This is a genomic window from Ornithinibacillus jepli (assembly GCF_047228935.1).
Taxonomy (GTDB): Bacteria; Bacillota; Bacilli; order Bacillales; family Amphibacillaceae; genus Ornithinibacillus.
The window spans coordinates 228,536-248,322 of the sequence record NZ_JBFEGG010000004.1 but is presented as its reverse complement, the minus strand read 5'-3'; the positions used below and the strand labels follow the sequence as shown (position 1 = coordinate 248,322).

26 protein-coding genes are annotated in these 19,787 nt (G+C 35.0%); 13 read left to right on the top strand and 13 right to left on the bottom strand.

Annotated elements, in window-relative coordinates; genetic code table 11:
- Positions 1 to 76 precede the first annotated feature (76 nt).
- From ntdP to mutY, 3 genes are all read right to left on the bottom strand, one after another.
- Positions 77 to 607, bottom strand: a complete 531-nt coding sequence (gene ntdP / locus AB1K81_RS15670) for a nucleoside tri-diphosphate phosphatase (protein ID WP_412977606.1) — start codon at positions 605 to 607, stop codon at positions 77 to 79.
- A gap of 214 nt (positions 608 to 821) precedes the next feature.
- A complete protein-coding gene (locus tag AB1K81_RS15665; protein ID WP_412977605.1) occupies positions 822 to 992 on the bottom strand; it encodes a gamma-type small acid-soluble spore protein in 171 nt (56 codons plus the stop codon).
- 95 nt (positions 993 to 1,087) lie between these two features.
- Positions 1,088 to 2,164: an A/G-specific adenine glycosylase gene (mutY, locus tag AB1K81_RS15660; RefSeq protein ID WP_412977604.1), complete on the bottom strand. Its 1,077-nt coding sequence runs from the start codon at positions 2,162 to 2,164 to the stop codon at positions 1,088 to 1,090.
- 83 nt (positions 2,165 to 2,247) lie between these two features.
- Between mutY and AB1K81_RS15655 the strand changes: the two genes are divergently transcribed.
- A complete protein-coding gene (locus AB1K81_RS15655; protein ID WP_412977603.1) occupies positions 2,248 to 3,234 on the top strand; it encodes a metal-dependent hydrolase in 987 nt (328 codons plus the stop codon).
- A gap of 90 nt (positions 3,235 to 3,324) precedes the next feature.
- Here AB1K81_RS15655 and AB1K81_RS15650 read toward each other — a convergent pair whose 3' ends face one another.
- A complete protein-coding gene (locus tag AB1K81_RS15650; RefSeq protein WP_412977602.1) occupies positions 3,325 to 3,660 on the bottom strand; it encodes a YfhH family protein in 336 nt (111 codons plus the stop codon).
- A 97-nt stretch (positions 3,661 to 3,757) separates the two neighbouring features.
- Here AB1K81_RS15650 and AB1K81_RS15645 point away from each other — a divergent pair, with 97 nt between their 5' ends.
- Positions 3,758 to 4,417, top strand: coding sequence for an SDR family NAD(P)-dependent oxidoreductase (locus tag AB1K81_RS15645; RefSeq protein WP_412977601.1), 660 nt, complete (start codon positions 3,758 to 3,760; stop codon positions 4,415 to 4,417).
- Between the two features lie 121 nt (positions 4,418 to 4,538).
- On the opposite strand, the gene recX is transcribed toward AB1K81_RS15645, so the two are convergent.
- Positions 4,539 to 5,360, bottom strand: a complete 822-nt coding sequence (gene recX / locus AB1K81_RS15640; RefSeq protein ID WP_412977600.1) for a recombination regulator RecX — start codon at positions 5,358 to 5,360, stop codon at positions 4,539 to 4,541.
- Positions 5,361 to 5,429: 69 nt separating this feature from the next.
- On the opposite strand from recX, the gene AB1K81_RS15635 reads away from it, so the two are divergent.
- From AB1K81_RS15635 to AB1K81_RS15600, 8 genes are all read left to right on the top strand, one after another.
- Positions 5,430 to 6,326, top strand: coding sequence for a TIGR01777 family oxidoreductase (locus AB1K81_RS15635; protein WP_412977599.1), 897 nt, complete (start codon positions 5,430 to 5,432; stop codon positions 6,324 to 6,326).
- A 263-nt stretch (positions 6,327 to 6,589) separates the two neighbouring features.
- Entirely contained in the window at positions 6,590 to 7,144 is a 555-nt protein-coding gene (locus AB1K81_RS15630; RefSeq protein ID WP_412977598.1) for a GNAT family N-acetyltransferase, read from the top strand.
- Between the two features lie 56 nt (positions 7,145 to 7,200).
- The gene (locus AB1K81_RS15625) at positions 7,201 to 7,320 is read left to right on the top strand and encodes a YfhE family protein (protein ID WP_412977597.1); all 120 of its coding nucleotides are present in this window, start codon (positions 7,201 to 7,203) and stop codon (positions 7,318 to 7,320) included.
- 382 nt (positions 7,321 to 7,702) lie between these two features.
- Positions 7,703 to 8,092, top strand: coding sequence for a GntR family transcriptional regulator (locus AB1K81_RS15620; RefSeq protein ID WP_412977596.1), 390 nt, complete (start codon positions 7,703 to 7,705; stop codon positions 8,090 to 8,092).
- Positions 8,093 to 9,193, top strand: coding sequence for a DUF1648 domain-containing protein (locus tag AB1K81_RS15615; RefSeq protein WP_412977595.1), 1,101 nt, complete (start codon positions 8,093 to 8,095; stop codon positions 9,191 to 9,193).
- Between the two features lie 48 nt (positions 9,194 to 9,241).
- Entirely contained in the window at positions 9,242 to 9,412 is a 171-nt protein-coding gene (locus AB1K81_RS15610; RefSeq protein ID WP_412977630.1) for a PLD nuclease N-terminal domain-containing protein, read from the top strand.
- Positions 9,412 to 10,323 (top strand): ABC transporter ATP-binding protein, encoded by a 912-nt coding sequence (locus tag AB1K81_RS15605; RefSeq protein WP_412977594.1) that lies wholly within the window; start codon positions 9,412 to 9,414, stop codon positions 10,321 to 10,323. Before AB1K81_RS15610 ends, AB1K81_RS15605 begins: the two co-directional genes overlap by 1 nt.
- A complete protein-coding gene (locus AB1K81_RS15600; RefSeq protein WP_412977593.1) occupies positions 10,323 to 11,099 on the top strand; it encodes an ABC transporter permease in 777 nt (258 codons plus the stop codon). The genes AB1K81_RS15605 and AB1K81_RS15600 overlap by 1 nt, the downstream gene beginning before the upstream one ends.
- Positions 11,100 to 11,571: 472 nt before the next feature.
- Here AB1K81_RS15600 and AB1K81_RS15595 read toward each other — a convergent pair whose 3' ends face one another.
- The 7 genes from AB1K81_RS15595 to AB1K81_RS15565 all read right to left on the bottom strand — a co-directional run bounded on the left by AB1K81_RS15595 (position 11,572) and on the right by AB1K81_RS15565 (position 15,449).
- A complete protein-coding gene (locus AB1K81_RS15595; protein ID WP_412977592.1) occupies positions 11,572 to 12,276 on the bottom strand; it encodes a hypothetical protein in 705 nt (234 codons plus the stop codon).
- Positions 12,276 to 13,130, bottom strand: a complete 855-nt coding sequence (locus AB1K81_RS15590) for an ABC transporter ATP-binding protein (protein WP_412977591.1) — start codon at positions 13,128 to 13,130, stop codon at positions 12,276 to 12,278. The genes AB1K81_RS15595 and AB1K81_RS15590 overlap by 1 nt, the downstream gene beginning before the upstream one ends.
- Positions 13,120 to 13,494, bottom strand: coding sequence for a GntR family transcriptional regulator (locus tag AB1K81_RS15585; RefSeq protein ID WP_412977590.1), 375 nt, complete (start codon positions 13,492 to 13,494; stop codon positions 13,120 to 13,122). The genes AB1K81_RS15590 and AB1K81_RS15585 overlap by 11 nt, the downstream gene beginning before the upstream one ends.
- A gap of 144 nt (positions 13,495 to 13,638) precedes the next feature.
- Positions 13,639 to 14,520, bottom strand: coding sequence for a ComEC/Rec2 family competence protein (locus AB1K81_RS15580; protein ID WP_412977589.1), 882 nt, complete (start codon positions 14,518 to 14,520; stop codon positions 13,639 to 13,641).
- Between the two features lie 67 nt (positions 14,521 to 14,587).
- Positions 14,588 to 14,716 (bottom strand): hypothetical protein, encoded by a 129-nt coding sequence (locus tag AB1K81_RS15575; protein WP_412977588.1) that lies wholly within the window; start codon positions 14,714 to 14,716, stop codon positions 14,588 to 14,590.
- Between the two features lie 2 nt (positions 14,717 to 14,718).
- Entirely contained in the window at positions 14,719 to 15,138 is a 420-nt protein-coding gene (locus tag AB1K81_RS15570) for an HIT family protein (protein ID WP_412977587.1), read from the bottom strand.
- Positions 15,139 to 15,242: 104 nt separating this feature from the next.
- Positions 15,243 to 15,449, bottom strand: a complete 207-nt coding sequence (locus AB1K81_RS15565; RefSeq protein ID WP_412977586.1) for a hypothetical protein — start codon at positions 15,447 to 15,449, stop codon at positions 15,243 to 15,245.
- A 233-nt stretch (positions 15,450 to 15,682) separates the two neighbouring features.
- Here AB1K81_RS15565 and AB1K81_RS15560 point away from each other — a divergent pair, with 233 nt between their 5' ends.
- From AB1K81_RS15560 to AB1K81_RS15550, 3 genes are all read left to right on the top strand, one after another.
- Positions 15,683 to 16,015 (top strand): hypothetical protein, encoded by a 333-nt coding sequence (locus AB1K81_RS15560; RefSeq protein WP_412977585.1) that lies wholly within the window; start codon positions 15,683 to 15,685, stop codon positions 16,013 to 16,015.
- Positions 16,016 to 16,107: 92 nt separating this feature from the next.
- Positions 16,108 to 16,671 (top strand): helix-turn-helix domain-containing protein, encoded by a 564-nt coding sequence (locus AB1K81_RS15555; RefSeq protein ID WP_345826750.1) that lies wholly within the window; start codon positions 16,108 to 16,110, stop codon positions 16,669 to 16,671.
- Entirely contained in the window at positions 16,635 to 17,501 is an 867-nt protein-coding gene (locus AB1K81_RS15550; protein WP_412977584.1) for an IS3 family transposase, read from the top strand. Before AB1K81_RS15555 ends, AB1K81_RS15550 begins: the two co-directional genes overlap by 37 nt.
- A 53-nt stretch (positions 17,502 to 17,554) precedes the next feature.
- Here AB1K81_RS15550 and AB1K81_RS15545 read toward each other — a convergent pair whose 3' ends face one another.
- Positions 17,555 to 19,696 (bottom strand): ATP-dependent Clp protease ATP-binding subunit, encoded by a 2,142-nt coding sequence (locus AB1K81_RS15545; protein ID WP_412977583.1) that lies wholly within the window; start codon positions 19,694 to 19,696, stop codon positions 17,555 to 17,557.
- Positions 19,697 to 19,787: the final 91 nt, after the last annotated feature.

Sequence of the window (19,787 nt, the reverse complement as noted above, 5' to 3'; positions counted from 1 at the left end):
AAAAAATACATATTAGTTCTGTAAAAAGTAAAACCCTTGCTACAAAATGTAACAAGGTTTACATTACCTATAAATTTTAAAATCTGTATGTAAGGAAACGTTCATACCATTGGTCAACAAATCCAGGAGAAAATGGGCCTTTCCTTTGTTGTATCCAATGCTGTAATTCTTCCATATTATTGTATAAGATTCTGTCTAGAACTCCGGGGTAGTTCATCTCGTCCCGATGAAGCTGATATTCATCTTCATCTAATAAATCAAATGTCATATCAGGATAGACCTTCAAATCTAGATCATAATCAATATACTTAATAGAATTATTTTCATAAACAAACGGGGAACTAATATTACAATAATAATGAATGCCATCATCTCGAAGCATTCCTATAATATTGAACCAATGTTTAGAATGAAAGTAACAAATTGCAGGTTCTCTTGTTATCCAAGTACGACCATCACTTTCTAGCACATTTGTCTTATCGTTAGCCCCGATTACAACTTGCTCCGTGCCTTTTAATATTATTGTGCTTTCCCATACACGATGCAAGTTGCCATTATGTTTATAGCTTTGTATTTTTAACTCTGTGCCAGCCGTCGGAGCAACCATCTAATCCCTTCCCATTCTAATAACTTTAACCTATGTATATATTTGCCTATATGTAATTTTATAAAAAACGACAATTTGTCTACTATTTTCTATCCATTATAAGGGTTACGTAATAAAATATAAAGCATAAAGAATATGATATACGCAGGCAAAGATCAAAAAAAGAACTTCCGGGAGATAGGAAGTTCTTCTTTTAATTCTTTAGGGTAGGTAGTTATTTTTTATTAGCTTGAGACTTTTGGTTTTGTTGTCTCACTTCTTGAGCATTTGTTTCAGAAGCAAATTCTGTACCAAATTGTCCTTGACCAGCTTTAGATTGCGCATTTTGTTGCTTTACTTCTTGAACATTAGTTCCTGCAACAGTTTTGTTAGGATTTTTAGCCATCATTATCACCTCCAACAATATTACTTTCTCCAGTAAAATGAGTATTATGAAGGTAATTTAATAGCATTTTTTGGAATTTATCTGTTGAATAACTTCTATAAATATTGCATCATTTTTTGATGAGAAACAGGGAATGGATAATCCTTTAACTCTTTTTCTTTATCGACAAAAATTAAACAGTTCTCTTCGCTACTCTCTTCAAACAGTTTTGCTTCTACTATCTCTAGATTCCACGTCAAATGAGAAAAGACGTGTTTTAGATCTCCTAATTTTTGTCCTAATCTAATCCTTAATCCATATTGGGCGTAAAACCAATTTTCTAAGAGGTCTATTGTAACTTCCTGAAGCGGAACCATTGGGAATTGCCAAAGATTTGCCAGCAATCCGTCTTCAGGGCGCTTCTCTATCGCAATTTTACCTGTCTTGTCTTTTAATAACAAAACTACATATGGAATCTTTTTATTCTTTTTAGCTTTTGACTTTATTGGTAATTGCTCCTCTACCCCTAATGTAAATGCCTCACAGTGCTCTTGGACTGGGCAAAGTAAACACGATGGAGATTTTGGTGTACAAATGGTTGCTCCAAGATCCATGATGGCCTGATTAAAGGAAGAAGGGTCCTCTTGTGAAATAATTTCTCTAGTCACTGACTCAAACAACTTTTTTGTTTTCGGTAGCGCAATATCTTCATCAATATTTAATACTCTTGAAAAAACTCGCATTACATTTCCATCCACAGCAGGTTCAGGCTTATTAAAAGCGATGGAAAGAATTGCACCTTTTGTATAAGAACCAATCCCTTTTAATCCTTCTAATTGATTAGGATCATCTGGAACTTGTCCACCATAGTTCTCAACCACTTCACGAACTGCTGTTTGGAGGTTACGTGCCCGGGAATAATAGCCCAATCCTTCCCACGCCTTTAAAACTGCCTGCTCATCCGCTACAGCAAGGTCATATACTGTAGGGAACTTCTCAATAAAATTATTAAAATAAGGAATAACCGTATCTACTTTTGTTTGTTGAAGCATAATTTCTGAAACCCATACTTTGTAAGGGTCTTGGTCATTTCTCCATGGCAAATCGCGCTTATTGGCATAATACCAATCTAAAAGATCATTTTGAAATGTAGAAATATTAAAATTCTGTAACGGTTTTTCTTGCACTGTCATATTAACACTTCCTTTATGGTACACTAAAAACACACTAAAATAATTAAAACCTCAAACAAGATTATATAGGAGGCATTCAATTAATGGATACTGGAACCCACATAGTAATGGGGGTTGCCTTAGCTGGTCTAGCAACACTCGATCCGATAGTAAATAATGATCCGGTTCTATTCAATGCAGTTTTAGTCGGTACAGTTGTGGGCTCACATGCACCTGATTTTGACACGGTTTTAAAACTGCGTAACAATGCAACATATATAAGACACCATCGTGGCGTGACACATTCCGTTCCTGCTGTTATTTTTTGGGGAGTTTTAATCGCAAGTATCATTCATCTATTTGTTCCTCAAGTTAACTTTTGGCATTTATGGGGATGGACAGCTTCAGCGGTCATAATCCATGTGTTTGTTGATATCTTTAATGCTTATGGTACACAAGCATTTCGTCCTTTTACAGATAAATGGATTGCCCATGGGTTTATTAACACCTTTGATCCATATATTTTCACATTGCATATAGCTGGGATTATTGCTTGGATATTAGGAGCTCATCCTGGTTTTACATGGTTAACCATTTATGCAGTAATTATATTATATTATATTAAGCGCTATATGGATAAAAAAGAAATTGTTAAAACTATCCATGAATTTATTCCAGATACAATCGAAATAGCAACCTCTCCTACAATTAAGCAAAATTATTGGAGAGTAGCTATTACAACACCAAGTAGATTCTACGTTGGAACGGTTGAAAATGGTCATATTGAGATCATTGATGAATTTGAAAAAGTATCATTACCTGATTCAACTATTATTGATATTGCTTTAAAAGATAAAAATATATCCGCATTTCTATCCTTCTCTCCTGTTTATCGATGGGAGATTAGTGAATACGATTACTATACTGAAGTACGCTTTATCGATTTAAGATATCGCTCCAAATCATATTACCCATTTGTCGCAGTAGTACAAATAAATAATGAACATGCGATTATAAGCTCCTATACAGGATGGATTTTCTCCGAACATAAATTGCAAAACAAGCTGTATGTAGGAGATAACCCGATTTAATATGACGAGAGAAGCTGGGGAAAAGCTTCTCTCGTTTTTATATTTGAATGGCATCAAAAAGAGCTCGTTATAAACAGAGCTCATCAATAATTACTTATCTATTTTCTTACCCAATAAAGAAATTGGAATGGCTTCTTCTTTTTCATATACTTCATCTAATAAATTGATACGATGTCCCCAAGCAAAGACACCTTCTAAATAATTGATTTTAAAACGGTGCCCAGGATCATGACGAAACTCGTACGTGCTTCCAGGTTTAAAGTCCTCTGGATTTAATGTATATGCTAATGCTAATTGCATTTTTCTTTCATATATTTGAACTTCACTTATATTACCTAATTGCTCGGCTTTTTGTGCTTTTTCTTTAAATTCTGCTACAAGACTAAGTAATTGCTCAACAGATAAATCACTATATCGATAATTCATAAGACGAATCCCCCTTCAAGTCACTTTACATTTTATCAGCAATTTAAGACAATTAAAATGGTTATACACTAATAAAAGACAAAAGGTGGCTAAATAAATGCCGACAGTTGCAATCACGGGTGCAGGCACAGGTCTTGGAAAAGCTTTAGCATTCGAATACGCTGAACATGGCTATAAAGTATTTTTATTAGGACGAAAGAATGATCCTTTACAGCTCGTACAACATCAATTAATTCAAAAAGGGTTTGATGCTGAAGTCGTTCTATGTGATGTAAGAGAGCTTGCTACTATTCAAATCGCATTCCAACGGATAGGCGAACTAGATGTATTCATTAACAATGCTGGCATTGGTAAATTTGGGCCGGTTGAAGAATATTCGGTTGATGATATCGATCTTGTGTTAGATACAAATGTAAAAGGTACTATATTAACTGTACAAGCTGCTATTCCACTTATCCGTGAGAGTAACGGGAGAATCTTAACCATTATCTCGACTGCAGGATTACGTGGAAAAGTCAATGAATCCTTATATTGTGCAAGTAAATTTGCTGTCCGTGGGTTTACCGAATCAATACAAAAGGAATGGCAGGATGAAGACTTCACAATAACGGCAGTTTACATGGGTGGAATGAATACACCGTTTTGGTCAAATACAGACCACGTTCAAGATCCTTCTAGTTTAAAAGGTCCTGAGGTTGTAGCGAAACAGATTTTTGCCGAGGATGATGGACGGTTGGAGATTGTGATTGATAAATAAGGTGAGATGTTTGGGGCGAGGCGTAGGGTGTTTGGTTTATGTTTTATCATTACTTCGCACTTCTTCCTTTATAACGCCCCATCACCACCATTAATAAAGGACTTGCCCACTAGACAAGCCCTTAGGATTCCTGTACCATTTCTTCATCAATAAACTTATTAATCAAATCAATTTGGAATCCCTTTCGATATAAGCCTTCTTTTACTTTCATTTTAAGCTCATAACCTGACTTTTTAGTAGAATGTTTCCTCACTAGCTTTTCGCCTTGGTATACTAGAGATTCCCACTCTGCTGAAGTGTCCTTTTCATCTACTACTGATAACAGAACCTCACTAATGACATCAGATGTAAACCCTTTTTGCATTAGTGTTATACGCAGTTGCTCAATTTTCTTGTTAAAAGATTCTTTCTTACTAGAGCTTAATTTCTTGTTTACCCATTTCATTGCCTTCTCAAATTGTGTATCATAAGTATAAAGAGATATTGCATCTTCTGCAATGGTAGGGGCAACTCCTTTCTCGATTAATTCACGTTTAACAAGTTGAGGACCTTTTGATGTAGTATTCATTCTCGTTAATGTAAAAGCTTCTGCAAACTGTTTATCATTAAGTAGCCCTTCTTTTGTTAGACGATCAATAATGATAGTAATATGTTCAGGCTCTACTTCCTTTTTCACTAAATACTCATACATTTCCTGTCGGGTTCTCATTCGGAAGCTTAAATAATTGATGGCTAGAAGATAAGATTTTTGAATAGTATCCTTTCGTATGAGGAGATCAATCGTTGCTTCATCTAGCTCAAGTCCCTTTCTCAGTCCAAATTCCACCAAGATTGCTTCATCAACACTAAAGGCATACTTATCACTATTACCTTCTACTAGATAAATATTGTATCGTTGTTTACTCCTTTTTTGTGTTGTTATTCGGCTAATTATTGCTGGCAACTTCTTCACCCCTTTTGTCCATCATAACATGATAATAATATAAGATTACCAGAAGTGAGGAGATTTTTGATGAATTATTTAATCACAGGAGGAACTGGCTTTGTTGGTAAAAAACTTATACAAAAATTAACATCTCTCAACCTTAACTGCTACATCTTAACACGAACTCCAGAAAAATATTCCAATACAGAACTTACTACATATATTACGTTTGAAGAAGCATTTGAGATGCCTCGAATTGATGGCGTAATAAACTTAGCAGGAGAGAGTTTATTCGGTTATTGGACGAAGAAAAAGAAAGAAATGATTAAAACAAGTAGAATTGAAACTACACAAAAGCTTATAAATCTAATGAAGCAAATGGACCATAAGCCAGAAGTGTTCATAAGTGGATCGGCTGTTGGATACTACGGGATTTCTGATGAGAAAATTTTTACTGAGGAGACTAAAAAGCCTGGGGAGGATTTTCTAGCTGATGTCGTAGTAGCTTGGGAAAATACAGCCAAGCAAGCAGAAGAAATCGATATTCGTACGGTATATGCAAGGTTCGGGGTTATATTAGGCAAAGATGGGGGTGCTTTACCACTTATGTCCCTACCAACTAAACTTTTTATTGGTGGTCGAGTTGGAAAGGGGGAGCAATGGACATCTTGGATTCATATAAATGATGTAGTAGACCTTATTATCTTTGCTGTTCAAAATAAGAATATTTCTGGAGCCTTAAATGTCACAGCACCAAATCCTACTCGTAATAAAGAGTTTAATCAAAAACTTGCTAATAGTCTTCACAGGCCATATTGGTTTCCAACTCCTGGTCTCTTAATACGAATAGCTACCGGTGAAATGAGTCAACTCGTGTTGAAAGGACAGTATGTAGTACCTAATAAAGCTCTTGAAAACGGTTTTGAGTTCAGCTATCCGACGCTGGATAGTGCTTTACATCAATTGTTTGGTCGTGTAAATTAAAATTTACATTTTTTGTCGATAATTTTGTAAAAAAAGTTGTTCCATTTTGGTGAGAATCATAGTATTATATGTATTGTTACAAAAATGACACGTCAAAATATAATAGGGAAGGCAAATGGTGCGCCACCGGTTTAGACTGGTTCTAGTGGGTTCGATTCCCACCCCGAATTTTTGTTGTTCTTAAATAAAAATTCGCGGGTGGGCTACCAACTAGGTTTCCTTTTCTTTGGTTACCCTCCTGCATAAATAAGGAGGGTTTTTTGATGCTAAAAAAGCGTGAATTACATGAGGTGCCAGTATTGTTTGAACTAATGTCACACCCAGATGTATTCCCATATGTTAGACATAAAGCAACAACGACAGATGAATTTTACTTCATCACGAAGAAAACAATAGAATCAGAAGAACGCGGTGAGTTGATCTCAAGGACGATCTTAGATGAATACCAACAGCCAATCGGTACCATTAATCTGTTTGATATTGAACAGAATCACGGTTTTTTGGCAACATGGATCGGCCAGCCTTATTTTGGGAAAGGATATAATCGCCTAGCTAAGGAGCAGTTTTTCGATGAGTTATTCTTTGATTATAATATCGAGACTATCTTCATGAAAGTACGAAAAACCAACATCCGCTCCACAAAAGCCGTTCTTAAACTTCCTTATGTTGCCTTAGGAAATACGATATACCCAGAAGTCTACCAAAAAGTGAATCAAAAAGATGAGATTTATGATATCTTTGCAATTTCTAGAGAGCACTATCTTTCTTATCAACAATTTGCTAACCTTGAGGCAAATGCTGATGATGAAGTAGTATAGTATTGTATAAAATATACAGATGTGGTTATTCTAATTACTAAAAGCGAGGGATAACTATGTCGGCGAGAGAAAAACGTGAAGTACGAGATAAGTATTTAAACAAAACTCAGGAAGTTTTGTATCAAAAAGAATTTAAGCGTGCAGACCGTGCACGCCAAAGAGCAGATCGAAGCTAATTGCTTCGGTCTTTTTTTATGGCTAATAATTATTCACATGTTTAACTCGCGTTGTGGATAATTAGGGTGAAACCTTAATAATTCTCCCATCCTATACACAATTTCATGTTAACAAATGTGCACATTGTATTGTGGATAATGTGCATAAATTAGCATTTCCCCTTTAAATCAACAGTTATATTGTGGATATTATTGTGGTTAAATTAAAATTTACCTTTTTAACTTTTTAACCTCGAAAACTGATAATTCCAATAAACTCTATTGACATAACCGTTCTAACTGTTATACTATAAATATAACAGTTAGAACATATTGTTTTTATGGCTTATGATTGTTGAATCTCGATAATACTGCCACCACAACAAAAGGAGTGTGACCAAATGTGCTTATAAATCTTGATTTTGAATCGAATGAACCTATTTATCAGCAGCTAGTTCATCAAATTATTGACGGGATAGCTCGAAAGGAACTCACTCCAGGGGAAGGACTTCCTTCTGTGAGAAGTCTTGCAGCAGATATTGGGATTAATCTTCATACCGTTAATAAAGCTTATCAACAATTAAAACAGGACGGATTTATCCAAATTCACCGTCAAAAAGGAGTAGTAGTAAATCCTGATGGGGTACCAAAGGCAGACGAAACCTACCGAGATCACCTTAAAAAGAATTTACGACCACTAATTGCTGAATCAGTATGTAGAGATATTAGTGAAGAAGAGTTTTTAAAACTATGTTCAAACATATTCGAAACTTATAAAGGGGGTTCTACGTAAATGAATTTGATATATTTATTACTTATTTTACTTCCAGTTTTTATTTCTACCATGTTTATTCCTTATTGGACACGGAGAACAGAAAGCTTTGGAGTATCAATTCCAGAAGAAGTTTATCATACAGATGAGATTAAGAAACTTCGTAAAAAATATGTTACGTATTCGGGAATTGCTAGTATTTTAGTTATCGTACTATTTTTCGTTATTGGTTCTATTAATAACATGGATGAAAACACCTTTGCCCTTTCTTTTTCAGGACTAATTTTCCTCTATTTAATTGGGACCTTTTTCATTTACTTACACTTTTATCGTGTTATGAAGAAGTTAAAACAACATGCAAGCTGGGGAAAGGAAAAGTCTCAAGCTGTATTTGTCTCTACAGAATTTAGAAAGCAAAAGTTAATCTATTCTAATCTTTGGTTCAGCATTTCGTTTCTAATTACTTTCGCAGTTATTACCATTACGTTTATGTTTTATGACCGTATACCTGAGCAAATTCCAATGCAATATAATTTTGATGGTGAAGTAACGAACTGGACAGCGAAAACTACACGTTCCTTACTAGTCATGCCAATTATGAGTCTTTATTTAACATTGCTCTTCATATTTTTAAATACGATGGTTGCTAAGGCTAAACAACAAATTAGTGCCGAAAAGCCTGAAGAATCCATGCAACAAAGTGTAATCTTTAGAAGAAGATGGTCTCTATATCTTATCGGGACTGGTATTGGGTTAACAATCTTATTTTCCTTTATTCAACTTTCATTTATCTTCACAATTGATTCAAAACTGCTTACCATCGTACCATTCGTTTTCACAGGTATACTAACCCTTTGGGCAATCATCCTATCGATTACTACTGGCCAAGGTGGTAGCCGGGTGAAGGTATCAACTGGTGCTAATGGTAATGTTATTGATCGTGATGATGATAAACATTGGAAGCTTGGAATATTTTATTTCAATCCAAGTGACCCTGCACTATTTTTAGAAAAACGATTTGGGGTTGGTTGGACTATTAACTTGGCAAGACCAATTGCATGGATTATTTTCTTAGTAATTATTTTATTGCCAGTAGCCATTCCATATTTGTTAGGGATGTAAAATAACTATAATTTGGAGTTGATTTTATTGATAGATATTAATTGGGCCATGATTGCACCTGTCTTGATTATCCAACTTATTTTATTAATCGTAGCCATTGTTGATTTAGTTAAGGTAAAAGAAACTAATGGCCCTAAATGGCTATGGGCACTAATTATCCTTCTAGTTAGCATTTTTGGACCAATTCTCTACTTTATTTTTGGAAGGAGACAAAGCTAATGGCTTTACTGAAAGTTGAACAATTAACCAAGAAATATGGTGCGAAAACCGTTGTGGACAAAATAAGTTTTGAATTTGGCCATAACCAATGCATCGCCTTAATCGGTCCTAACGGTGCAGGAAAGACGACGACCTTAAGAACTTTATCCGGCTTATTAAAACCGTCCGCTGGAACGATACAGTTTGAAAACAAAGAGAAAAATCAGGATATTCGAGATAAAATCGGCTATTTACCGCAGTATCCTGCCTTTCATACTTGGATGACTGGTAGGGAGTTTTTGATTTATAGTGGGAAGTTAGCAAAGCTAACTAAGGAAGATGCGACAAAAAGAGCAGATGAGCTTTTAAAAGTGGTTGGTATTTCTGATGAAGCTAAGAACGAACGAATCGCTCGGTACTCTGGGGGGATGAAACAACGTCTAGGTATCGCCCAAGCAATTATTCACGAGCCTAAACTATTAATCTTAGATGAACCTGTAGCCTCCCTTGATCCGCTTGGCCGAAGAGAAGTGCTTATCCTCATGAAGAAATTAAAAGAAAACATGACAATCTTATTCTCTACACACATTTTAAATGATGCCGAGGAAGTAAGTGATGAGCTTCTATTACTTAATCAAGGGCATATTATTGAGTCTGGATCAATAGCGGAACTTCGAAAAAAATATCAAACTACTGTAATTGAACTGCAGGTTGAAGATGATATTAATCTTTATCAGGAAAAGTTAGATAGCCTTGATTATGTTGATAACACAAAAATTGAACGTAACACACTCTTTATTACTGTATCAGACGTTAAAGTTGCACGTGATGAAATACTTTCCATAGCAACAAAAGAAACTTGGCCGATTACTAGATTTTCAATTAATCAGGCGTCACTCGAGGACATGTTTATGAGGGTGGTGAAATCATAATGCAATGGATGACATTATTTCAAAAAGAACTGTTAGAAAACTGGAGAAATAAAAAATGGATTTGGGTGCCTTTAGTAATAATTTTATTATCTATCATGGACCCTTTAACAACTTACTACTTACCCCAAATTATTGACTCTGTAGGTGGTATGCCTGAAGGAGCAGTCTTTGAACTACCTGAATATGCTCCATCTGATGTGATCATGATGAGTCTTTCTCAATTAAGTATGTTAGGGGTATTAGTTATTGTTTTAATTACCATGGGAACTATTGCTAGCGAAAGAAAAAGTGGTATTTCCGAGCTTATCTTAGTTAAGCCAGTGTATTATATGAATTATATTACGGCAAAATGGGCTTCCTTTTTACTACTAGTCTGGGTATCTCTATTATTAGGCTTACTAGTAAGCTGGTACTATATCAATATCTTATTTGGCACATTAACTGTTAGAGATTTCTTCATTATTTTCTTCTTCTATGGACTATGGTTAACGTTAGTCGTATCTCTAACGATTTTTTATAACACCTTTGTAAAATCCGCTGGTTTAGTTGTATTCTTTACCATCCTTACGATTATGGTGATGAGTATTGTGACGCAGATTTTCCAGCATGTTTTAGACTGGAGTCCGAATAATTTATCGGGATACATTCGCGAAGTTATTAGTACAGGCGAACTGAATAGTGATCTTATTCTAACCGGTGTCATCACTTTAGTTATCTCAATCTTACTAATACTAATTTCCGGGCAAATATTTAAACGTAAAGAAATGGCTGCATAATAGCAAGTCAATGTTAAAAGAAGCTGGGGCAAAAGTATTTTAGGCAAAACAATAACCTAATATAGAGCCCCTACCACGCACCGGAAATATTCTACGCTTTCACTTCCAGCACAAGTGCGACATCTGCTCGAAACTACCTCGCAGTGTCTTCTTTGCCGCGGACGGCTGGTGAGCCAGGCTGCTACTTGAGTAAGCTTCTTCACTACCTTGCCCCGAGGAAGCTTACTACGGATCATCACTTGCAGACGCAGGGGCATCAATGGGGTCTCACCAATGACTTTTCTCCCGCAGGACAAAGGTTTTCGGTGGGACGAGTAACCGCAGTCCCAAGGAATGCTTCGGCAGCGACACATCGCACGCAGAAAAAGTGCTTTTCTTTTTCAAGGAGTCTCCGTATATTTCCGGTGCTGATAAGATGCATTATTCGGCTTGACATCTGTATTATTTTGTTATGCCTCAGCCTCTTATTTCATCATCTTTTTTTCTCAATCGTAATCCTTCTAACAAACACAAACGAGAATAGGAATAGTAATAATCCAACTCCAAGTATTTGAAAGAAAAATAGAATATCTACCTTTTTTGCTAGTTCTACGATGAAATCATATATCCATCCCTTAGCAATTCCAAACATTAGTGCTATTACTAAAACCCCTGCCACGAGTCCTCCACCGGCAAAACCGTATTTATAGAATAATAATCCTATAACAAACATAAATGAAAGTAGGAAAAACATAATACTAATGTCTACTAAGATTCGATTTAGAAAAGTATCTTCGAAAAGCATCGCTGGATGTAAAAACATGAAAGATGTTATATTTGTACTCTCTGTAATGAAAAGAACAACTTCTTGAAGTACATTAGCAATCAGTGATTTTAAAGTCGCAATGATTAAGAAAAATAACCCAATACTTATTATAATGTTTTTACGAGTTGCTCCCATTTTGATAGAGAAAGGAATACTCTCTTTAACTGTCATAAACCCTAAAATGGTACAGTAAAAATAAATAGCAAACGGAAAGCCGAATGCCAACATCCCATCTTCTACACCTAATAGGTAATATGCAAAGGCAATTGAAACTAGCAAAACAAATAATAAGATCGACCAAAAAATGAGGATGCTATGGCGAATATCACTTATAAAGAAATATAATAAACCCTTTATTTGGTTATTCATCATTACGCTCCCTTCCTTTCCGTAAGATAAATCATTAATTCCTGAATAGGTACACCTTCAACCGATAGCCCGTTATCTTTAGCTTCCTCTAGATGTCCCACCACATATGCCGTCATCATACCTGCTAGTTTTTTCGTTGTAATTACTTCTTTACCTTCTATAAATCTTTCAACTTGTTCAATCGTTCCAGATACAGCACAAGCACTATTACGTAATACATCGGCATTCTCTTGAATGGCAAGTTTACCATCTTGTAAAATGAGGACTTCTTCAAACATTAAGCTAACTTCATCGATTAAATGAGTAGAAAAAATAATTGTTCTTGGCTCTTTTTCATATTCTTCTAATAGGATATCGTAAAACTTCTTCCGTGCTGCGGCATCAAGTCCGATATATGGTTCATCAAAAACTGTTATCGGTGCTTTACTCGCTAGACCAACAATAATTCCTAATGCAGACTCCATCCCTTTAGAGAGTGCCTTTACTTTGGCTTTTAAATCTAAGTTATATTCGTTCACTAATTCCAAAGCTAATACTTGATCCCAATTAGGATAAAAGAAGGAACTAATCGTTAAAACATTTTTTATCGTTAAGTCTTTTTTAAAGTTCTGCCCTTCTTTTATCAAACAAATCGATTCTGTAAGCTTCCTATTATCAAAAGGCTTTTCTCCATCTATCAAAATCTCTCCACTTGTAGATAAAATTTGCCCTGCAAGTATTTCCATAAACGTAGTCTTACCTGCACCATTCCGTCCTAATAAACCATATATTTTCGGCTCTTCAAGAGTAAAAGAAATTGAATTTAATGCTAGCTTGGTTCCGTATTTCTTCGTTAAGTTATTAACTTCAATTTTCATCCCGCTTATCCCCTTCCATCATTTTCATTAAATCGTTATCACTTATTCGTAATTTCTTCGCTTCTTCCTTTAATGGCAGAATAAAATTTTCATAAAATGTCTGCTTTCTCTTTTCAATTAATATCTCCTTTGCATTATCTGTAACAAACATGCCAACACCCCTTCGTTTGTACAAAATTTCCTCTGCTACTAGTTCATTGATTCCTTTTGCTGCTGTAGCTGGATTGATTTTATAAAATGCTGCAAATTCATTTGTTGATGGAACTCGTTCCCCTGCCTTAATAGAGTCATTTATGATGGAATCTTCTAGGTGCTCTTTTATTTGAAGGAATATTGGCTTGTTATCATCTAAATGGTTCTTCATTCTTAAGCTCCTTCGTTAAGTGGTTAATTACTTATGTAACTAACCATATAACATTAAAATTTAGTTGTCAATAAAAATTAGAAAAATTTACAATCATATTTACTAGCACAAAAAAAAGACAGCCCCTTAAATTAAAAGAACTGTCTACTTACTGCTTTCCAATATTCCTTGTATCGGTGACTTTTGTGGATAGATTAAATAATCTTCCCCTTCTGTATGAATAACTAAATCACCATATACCGCAGTTGAAAATATATTGGTTTCTAATTCAAATAATTTTTTAATAACCCGATTAACAGGGTGTCCAAAGTCGTTATACTTACTGTAGGTAATTACAGCGATATCTGGTTCTACAAGCTCAAGAAACTTCTCCGAGCTACTTGTTTTCGAACCATGATGAGCGATTTTGATAATTTCAGCTCGAACATCATACTTTTCCGCAATTTTTTTCTCTTGGTCGTCTTCAATATCTCCTAAAAATAGAAAGTCAATGTCATTATAACTAACCTTCAAAGCAATGGAAGATTGATTGTTATTTTTATGTTTCCCGTAAGCATTTAGAATTCTAATATCTAAAAGTGAATCAATTTGTAAATCTTTTCCCGCTTTTGCGACCTTTAACGGGATTTCCTGCTTACGAATTTCATTCATATAATTTGCATATGCTCGCGTAATATGAAGTTTTCCAGAATCTAAGATCTCTTTTACTTTGAATTCCTTCATCACCGCGGGAAGTCCTCCTATATGATCCCGGTCTGGATGAGTAGCAATTATTAAATCAATCTTTTCAATCCCTAAATCTTTTAAATAACGAACGACTTTCTTCCCTGCCTTTGGTGGTCCACCATCAATTAGGACGTTCTTTTTATTAGGTGTTTGAATTAAAATACTATCGCCCTGGCCAACGTTAATAAAATGCACTTCCATTTTTGGTGCATTATGACCGTAAACTGGTGTACTGTCTAACGCCGCAAAAATAAGGAAAATCAAAAAAAAGCATGAAATAATTCTTCGATGTTGCAGCATGACGGATACATCCTTTGTAAAAAAGTTCTTTATTATCTTGTCACGTAAAGGACGTTTTATTTATGTATCACTTATTTTTTATTTCTTTTAACAACGCAATTACTTCATCATTTTGTTTATGAATCTTCTTAAGATTTGCTTCTACGGTTAATAAAGTAAAAAATATGATAACGCAGATTATTACTAGAAATAACATGCTTAAAGACACTCCTTTTTAATTGATACTCTCTTATTATTCGGTTGTTTCAACCAATGCCTTAACCCTTTTCCAGCTAAAGGCTCGTCATTATATCTAGGAATCACGTGGAAATGACTATGTAAAATGGACTGATTCGAAGCTTCTCCTACATTCCATCCAAGTGTATAACCATCCGGCGAAAACTTCTCGTCCAGATATGCTCTTGCTTGCTGTAATAAATCATATGTATCACTCCACTCTTCTGGAGTTAAGTCAAAGGCATTTATACGGTGCTTTTTAGGAACGATTACTCCAGATCCTTCTAACACATCTTGTTCATTATTATGTTGTAAAAAGTAACAAGTATTGTTTTCGAAAATAATATTTTGTTCCTTATCCTCTAATGGATTGCAGAATGTGCAGTTTTGTTTGTATGGCATGAAAACGTCTCCTCTATAATCGCTAAAATCCCTTAATAAATAGTTCTATTTTAATTTATATCACCTAAATATATTGGTACATTATCACCATTCCTAGATTTAATTTACTCTTCATTATCAATATATAAGTACCGATAGATTTTTTTAATTTCCTTCATAAAAAAGACTATAAATCCTATAAATATGAAAGCAATACTTAGTAAAAGGTAAACTGGTTCAACATATGCAATAGCACTCGCGATCTGCATAAACCCTAATAAAATAACACCAGAAAAAAATAATATTGCACCAAAAATTTCTGATTTCCCCATGCAATATCCCCCCTATAAATTAACGAATTCTCCTATTATCTTTACTTCTTTTATCGTACCAGTAACTAAAAATATTTCAATAATAATCAAAAAATATGAAATTATTATTCATAGCTTAAAGGGTATTAGCCGTTTTTGTCGAATAGAACAATATCGGATAAAAGGAGGAATTCAATATGAGTACACAACTACATTCTTTAGAGGTATTAACAAATTAATAACTAAAGGTGGAGATGATTATAAATATAGCAATGGTTGATATCAAGGTTTCTAAAAAGAACCCTGATTTTAATGAACGTGAGAAAAAACTATTTGAAGTTTTATTACTAAATATAGGTGCGGCTGCCAACATGGTGACTACGAAACAGAATATGATGCAAACTCCAATGACTTTGGAGGGGGACGAATTATTCTCTTACCAAATTGCTTGGCAAAATTCCATCTCACAAGAACAATATGAGGAATTTCTCACTACTTTAAAAAGAAGATTCGAAACTGCTTTTAAGATGTCTGACTTAGAAGATATCACGATGGAATTTCTTGAAAACTCTTATCTAAATAAATAGAGAACAAAAAGTTCATCCGATAAAAAAACCGCACTGGATGGTACCGACCCCCGAAAGTTAGAGTGAAAATCTAACTTTCGGGGGTGTTTTTTATGGCTAAATATAGTGAAGAATTTAAAATAAAGCTTGTAACCGAGTATTTATATGGGAATCTTGGATATGGATCACTGGCTAGAAAATATAATATGGGAAGCCAGACACCAATAGTTGAATGGGTGAAAGCCTATAAATCTCAGGGGATGGAAGGATTAAAACGAAGGACGACCAAGAAGGAGTATTCTGTTCAATTTAAATTAGATACGATACAATTTATTTTAAATACAGGTGCTTCTTACTTAGAGACTTCGGATCAATTTAATTTGAACAATCCTTCCTTAATTAAACGTTGGATGAAGACATTTCGTGAACAAGGAGTAGAAGGCCTAAAACTAAAACCAAAGGGGCGGCCTTCTATGTCTAAGAAACCTAATAATCAGAAGAAAAAGGAAGAAAAAAAGTTAACACGAGAAGAAGAATTAGAACGTGAAAACGAACTCCTAAGGCTGGAGAATGCATATCTAAAAAAGCTGAAAGCTTTTCGCGAGAATCCGAACGCTTTTCACGAAAAGCACAAGCAAAGATGGCGTTCGAACTCAAAGAAGAAGGATTTAAACTGAAAGATATTCTCCTGGTTGTAGGAATTCCAGAAGCAACCTATCACTATCATTTGAAAAAATTTGGTGAGAAAGACCCGGAAAAAGAATTAAAAGAACTCATCACACACCTATTTAAAAAATTTCATGAACGGTATGGTTATAAACGTATCACGAAGGAGTTAACAAAATTAGGACATCATATCAATCATAAAAAAGTCTATCGTATTATGCGGGAGCTAGGATTGAAATGTGTGAAATTCATGCGGAAATCTCGTAAATATAATTCCTACAAAGGTACTATTGGAAAGATAGCTAAAAATCGATTGTCTCGCCGTTTTAGTACACCTATTCCTCTTCAAAAATTAGTAACTGACATTACAGAATTCAAGTGTCTAGGAGAAGAAAAGTTGTATTTAAATCCAATTCTTGACCTCTATAACGGAGAAATTATTGCGTTTGGAATCAAGAAACGTCCAACGTTAGATCTTGTCATGGAACCATTAAAAGAAACTATTGAAGTAATAAAGAATCATGCACCCTATCGCACCACTATCCATTCCGATCAAGGCTGGCATTACCAACACAACCAATGGGTGATGACATTAGAAGAAAACAATATTTTTCAAAGCATGTCACGTAAAGCAACCTGTGCAGACAACGCTTCGATGGAGAATTTCTTTGGGATATTAAAACAAGAAATGTATTACGGGGAAAAATTAGTAAACTATGAAGAGTTAAAAAGACGAATTGAAGAATATATCTATTGGTTCAATCATGAAAGATCAAAAGAAAAATTGACTGGGATGAGTCCGGTTGAATACCGAACTCACTCCAGCCAATTAGCTGCATAATAGAAACTCTAACTTTTGGGGGTAACCACCTTTATCCAATGCGGTTTACTTATTTAAGCTTTATTCACAACTACTTCACCATTTTTCACACAAACATGAACTTTTTCCACAACTTCTTCTTCTAATAATAGGTCTGTAAGTGGGTCTTCAATCTTATCTTGAATTACGCGACGTAATGGGCGTGCACCAAACTTAGGATCGTAACCTAATTTTACAAGAGCTTTTTTCGCTTCATTAGTAATGGTTATTTCAATATTATTTTCTTTCACTGCTTCCGTTAGTTCACCTAACATTAAGTCGATGATGCGCATTAGGTTATCTTCAGTTAATTCGTTGAAGTTAATAATCGTATCAAAACGGTTTAAGAACTCAGGTTTAAAGTAAGAGCTTAAGTTTTCTAATGTGGAGACAGATTCATGCTTATCTTTGTTAAATCCAACGGTGATGGATTTCGTACCTGTTCCAGCATTACTTGTCATAATAATGACTGTATCTTTAAAGCTCACTTTTCTACCTTGTGAGTCCGTTAAGTGACCATCCTCCATAATTTGCAAGAACATGTTTTGCACATCTGGGTGTGCTTTTTCAATTTCATCTAGGAGGATGATGGAATATGGACTACGACGAACACGTTCTGTTAATTGACCAGCTTCATCATGACCAATATATCCTGGAGGTGCTCCGATTATTTTAGATACAGAGTGTTTTTCCATATACTCACTCATATCCAGACGAATCATCGCGTCTCTCGTACCAAACAGTTCTTCCGCAAGTGCTTTTGTAAGCTCTGTTTTACCTACACCAGTCGGACCTACAAATAAGAATGATCCGATTGGGCGAACTTTAGATTTAAGTCCAGCTCGACTTCTGCGGATTGCTTTTGCCACTTTATCAACCGCTTCATCTTGACCAATTACTTTTTTACGAAGGTTCACACCAATATTTTTCATTTTCACTTGTTCATCTGATTGTAGTTTTGTTACAGGAATCCCTGTCTTTTCTTCTACAATTAGTTGAATATCTGAAATATCTACATCAATCACTTGTTCTTCGCCTTTTGCTTTTTCCAGTTGCTTTTGTAATTGGATTTCTTGGTAGCGTAAGTTTGCTGCGCGTTCATAATCTTCTTGCTCTGCTGCAGCTTCCTTTTCTTTTATGATTTCATCAATTCGTTGTTGGATCGAGCTGGAATCATTTTGATAATTTGCTAGGTTCAAACGTGACCCAACTTCATCCATTAAATCAATCGCTTTGTCTGGTAAGAAACGGTCTTGAATATAACGTGCAGATAATGTTACAAATGCACGGACTGCTTCATCAGAATAGCGTACTTCATGGAATTTTTCGTAACGATCCTTAATTCCATTTAGAATTTGAATTGCTTCTTCTACTGATGGTTCTTTCACAATAATCGGTTGGAAACGTCGTTCAAGCGCTGCATCCTTTTCAATTTTGCGATATTCTTTTAATGTAGTCGCACCGATAATTTGTAATTCACCACGGGCTAAAGCTGGTTTTAAAATATTCCCAGCATCCATTTGAGAACCTTCTGCAGTTCCAGCACCTACTACCTGGTGAATTTCATCTATGAAAAGAATGGTTTCTTTTCGTTCTTGAAGTTCTTTAATTAATTGTTTCATACGTTCTTCAAACTGACCACGAACACCTGTATTTGCTACTAAAGAAGCAACATCTAAAATATATACTTCTTTGTTGATTAATTTTGCAGGGACTTGACCTTCTACGATTTTTAAAGCTAGTCCTTCTGCAATTGCTGTTTTACCTACGCCGGGTTCACCAATTAAAACAGGGTTATTTTTATTTCTTCTATTCAATGTTTCGATTACTCGTTTAACTTCTTGGTCACGACCAATTACTGGGTCTATTTCCCCACTACGAGCAGCATCGGTTAAGTTTCTCCCTAGTTGGTCAAGTAAACCATTTCGTTTAGCTCTTCTTTGTTTTGTCTTTGTCGATGTATTTGAATATGCTGAACCATTATTTTGGAAAAAGTTATCCTGATATGCGTCATCTTCTTCTCCAAATGGGTTAGAGAATAATCCATTTGCATTCATCATATTTTCTTGGATTTCACGGAAACATGAATTGCAAAGGTGCATATGCATCTTTTCATGATTCATTTGCATCGCCATATTAATGTTCGCTTCATTCACACCACATTTTTGACATTTCATTTTCCATTCCTCCTAATGTTTAAGTATCAAGAATAAATCAAATTTGACTTTGACTATCTTTGACCTTGTGATTTTATTATACTCTGACCTT

What these genes read in the sequence shown, in the direction of transcription:
- AB1K81_RS15545 (WP_412977583.1), bottom strand. Translation starts at nt 19,696, where the DNA reads ATGAAATGTCAAAAATGTGGTGTGAATGAAGCGAACATTAATATGGCG.
- AB1K81_RS15580 (WP_412977589.1), bottom strand. Translation starts at nt 14,520, where the DNA reads ATGCTGCAACATCGAAGAATTATTTCATGCTTTTTTTTGATTTTCCTT.
- AB1K81_RS15560 (WP_412977585.1), top strand. Translation starts at nt 15,683, where the DNA reads ATGATTATAAATATAGCAATGGTTGATATCAAGGTTTCTAAAAAGAAC.
- AB1K81_RS15570 (WP_412977587.1), bottom strand. Translation starts at nt 15,138, where the DNA reads ATGCCATACAAACAAAACTGCACATTCTGCAATCCATTAGAGGATAAG.
- AB1K81_RS15655 (WP_412977603.1), top strand. Translation starts at nt 2,248, where the DNA reads ATGGATACTGGAACCCACATAGTAATGGGGGTTGCCTTAGCTGGTCTA.
- AB1K81_RS15590 (WP_412977591.1), bottom strand. Translation starts at nt 13,130, where the DNA reads ATGAAAATTGAAGTTAATAACTTAACGAAGAAATACGGAACCAAGCTA.
- AB1K81_RS15630 (WP_412977598.1), top strand. Translation starts at nt 6,590, where the DNA reads ATGCTAAAAAAGCGTGAATTACATGAGGTGCCAGTATTGTTTGAACTA.
- AB1K81_RS15575 (WP_412977588.1), bottom strand. Translation starts at nt 14,716, where the DNA reads ATGTTATTTCTAGTAATAATCTGCGTTATCATATTTTTTACTTTATTA.
- AB1K81_RS15555 (WP_345826750.1), top strand. Translation starts at nt 16,108, where the DNA reads ATGGCTAAATATAGTGAAGAATTTAAAATAAAGCTTGTAACCGAGTAT.
- ntdP (WP_412977606.1), bottom strand. Translation starts at nt 607, where the DNA reads ATGGTTGCTCCGACGGCTGGCACAGAGTTAAAAATACAAAGCTATAAA.
- AB1K81_RS15585 (WP_412977590.1), bottom strand. Translation starts at nt 13,494, where the DNA reads ATGAAGAACCATTTAGATGATAACAAGCCAATATTCCTTCAAATAAAA.
- AB1K81_RS15610 (WP_412977630.1), top strand. Translation starts at nt 9,242, where the DNA reads ATGATTGCACCTGTCTTGATTATCCAACTTATTTTATTAATCGTAGCC.
- AB1K81_RS15625 (WP_412977597.1), top strand. Translation starts at nt 7,201, where the DNA reads ATGTCGGCGAGAGAAAAACGTGAAGTACGAGATAAGTATTTAAACAAA.
- AB1K81_RS15605 (WP_412977594.1), top strand. Translation starts at nt 9,412, where the DNA reads ATGGCTTTACTGAAAGTTGAACAATTAACCAAGAAATATGGTGCGAAA.
- mutY (WP_412977604.1), bottom strand. Translation starts at nt 2,164, where the DNA reads ATGACAGTGCAAGAAAAACCGTTACAGAATTTTAATATTTCTACATTT.
- AB1K81_RS15600 (WP_412977593.1), top strand. Translation starts at nt 10,323, where the DNA reads ATGCAATGGATGACATTATTTCAAAAAGAACTGTTAGAAAACTGGAGA.
- AB1K81_RS15615 (WP_412977595.1), top strand. Translation starts at nt 8,093, where the DNA reads ATGAATTTGATATATTTATTACTTATTTTACTTCCAGTTTTTATTTCT.
- AB1K81_RS15565 (WP_412977586.1), bottom strand. Translation starts at nt 15,449, where the DNA reads ATGGGGAAATCAGAAATTTTTGGTGCAATATTATTTTTTTCTGGTGTT.
- AB1K81_RS15645 (WP_412977601.1), top strand. Translation starts at nt 3,758, where the DNA reads ATGCCGACAGTTGCAATCACGGGTGCAGGCACAGGTCTTGGAAAAGCT.
- AB1K81_RS15635 (WP_412977599.1), top strand. Translation starts at nt 5,430, where the DNA reads ATGAATTATTTAATCACAGGAGGAACTGGCTTTGTTGGTAAAAAACTT.
- AB1K81_RS15550 (WP_412977584.1), top strand. Translation starts at nt 16,635, where the DNA reads ATGGCGTTCGAACTCAAAGAAGAAGGATTTAAACTGAAAGATATTCTC.
- AB1K81_RS15595 (WP_412977592.1), bottom strand. Translation starts at nt 12,276, where the DNA reads ATGATGAATAACCAAATAAAGGGTTTATTATATTTCTTTATAAGTGAT.
- AB1K81_RS15665 (WP_412977605.1), bottom strand. Translation starts at nt 992, where the DNA reads ATGGCTAAAAATCCTAACAAAACTGTTGCAGGAACTAATGTTCAAGAA.
- AB1K81_RS15650 (WP_412977602.1), bottom strand. Translation starts at nt 3,660, where the DNA reads ATGAATTATCGATATAGTGATTTATCTGTTGAGCAATTACTTAGTCTT.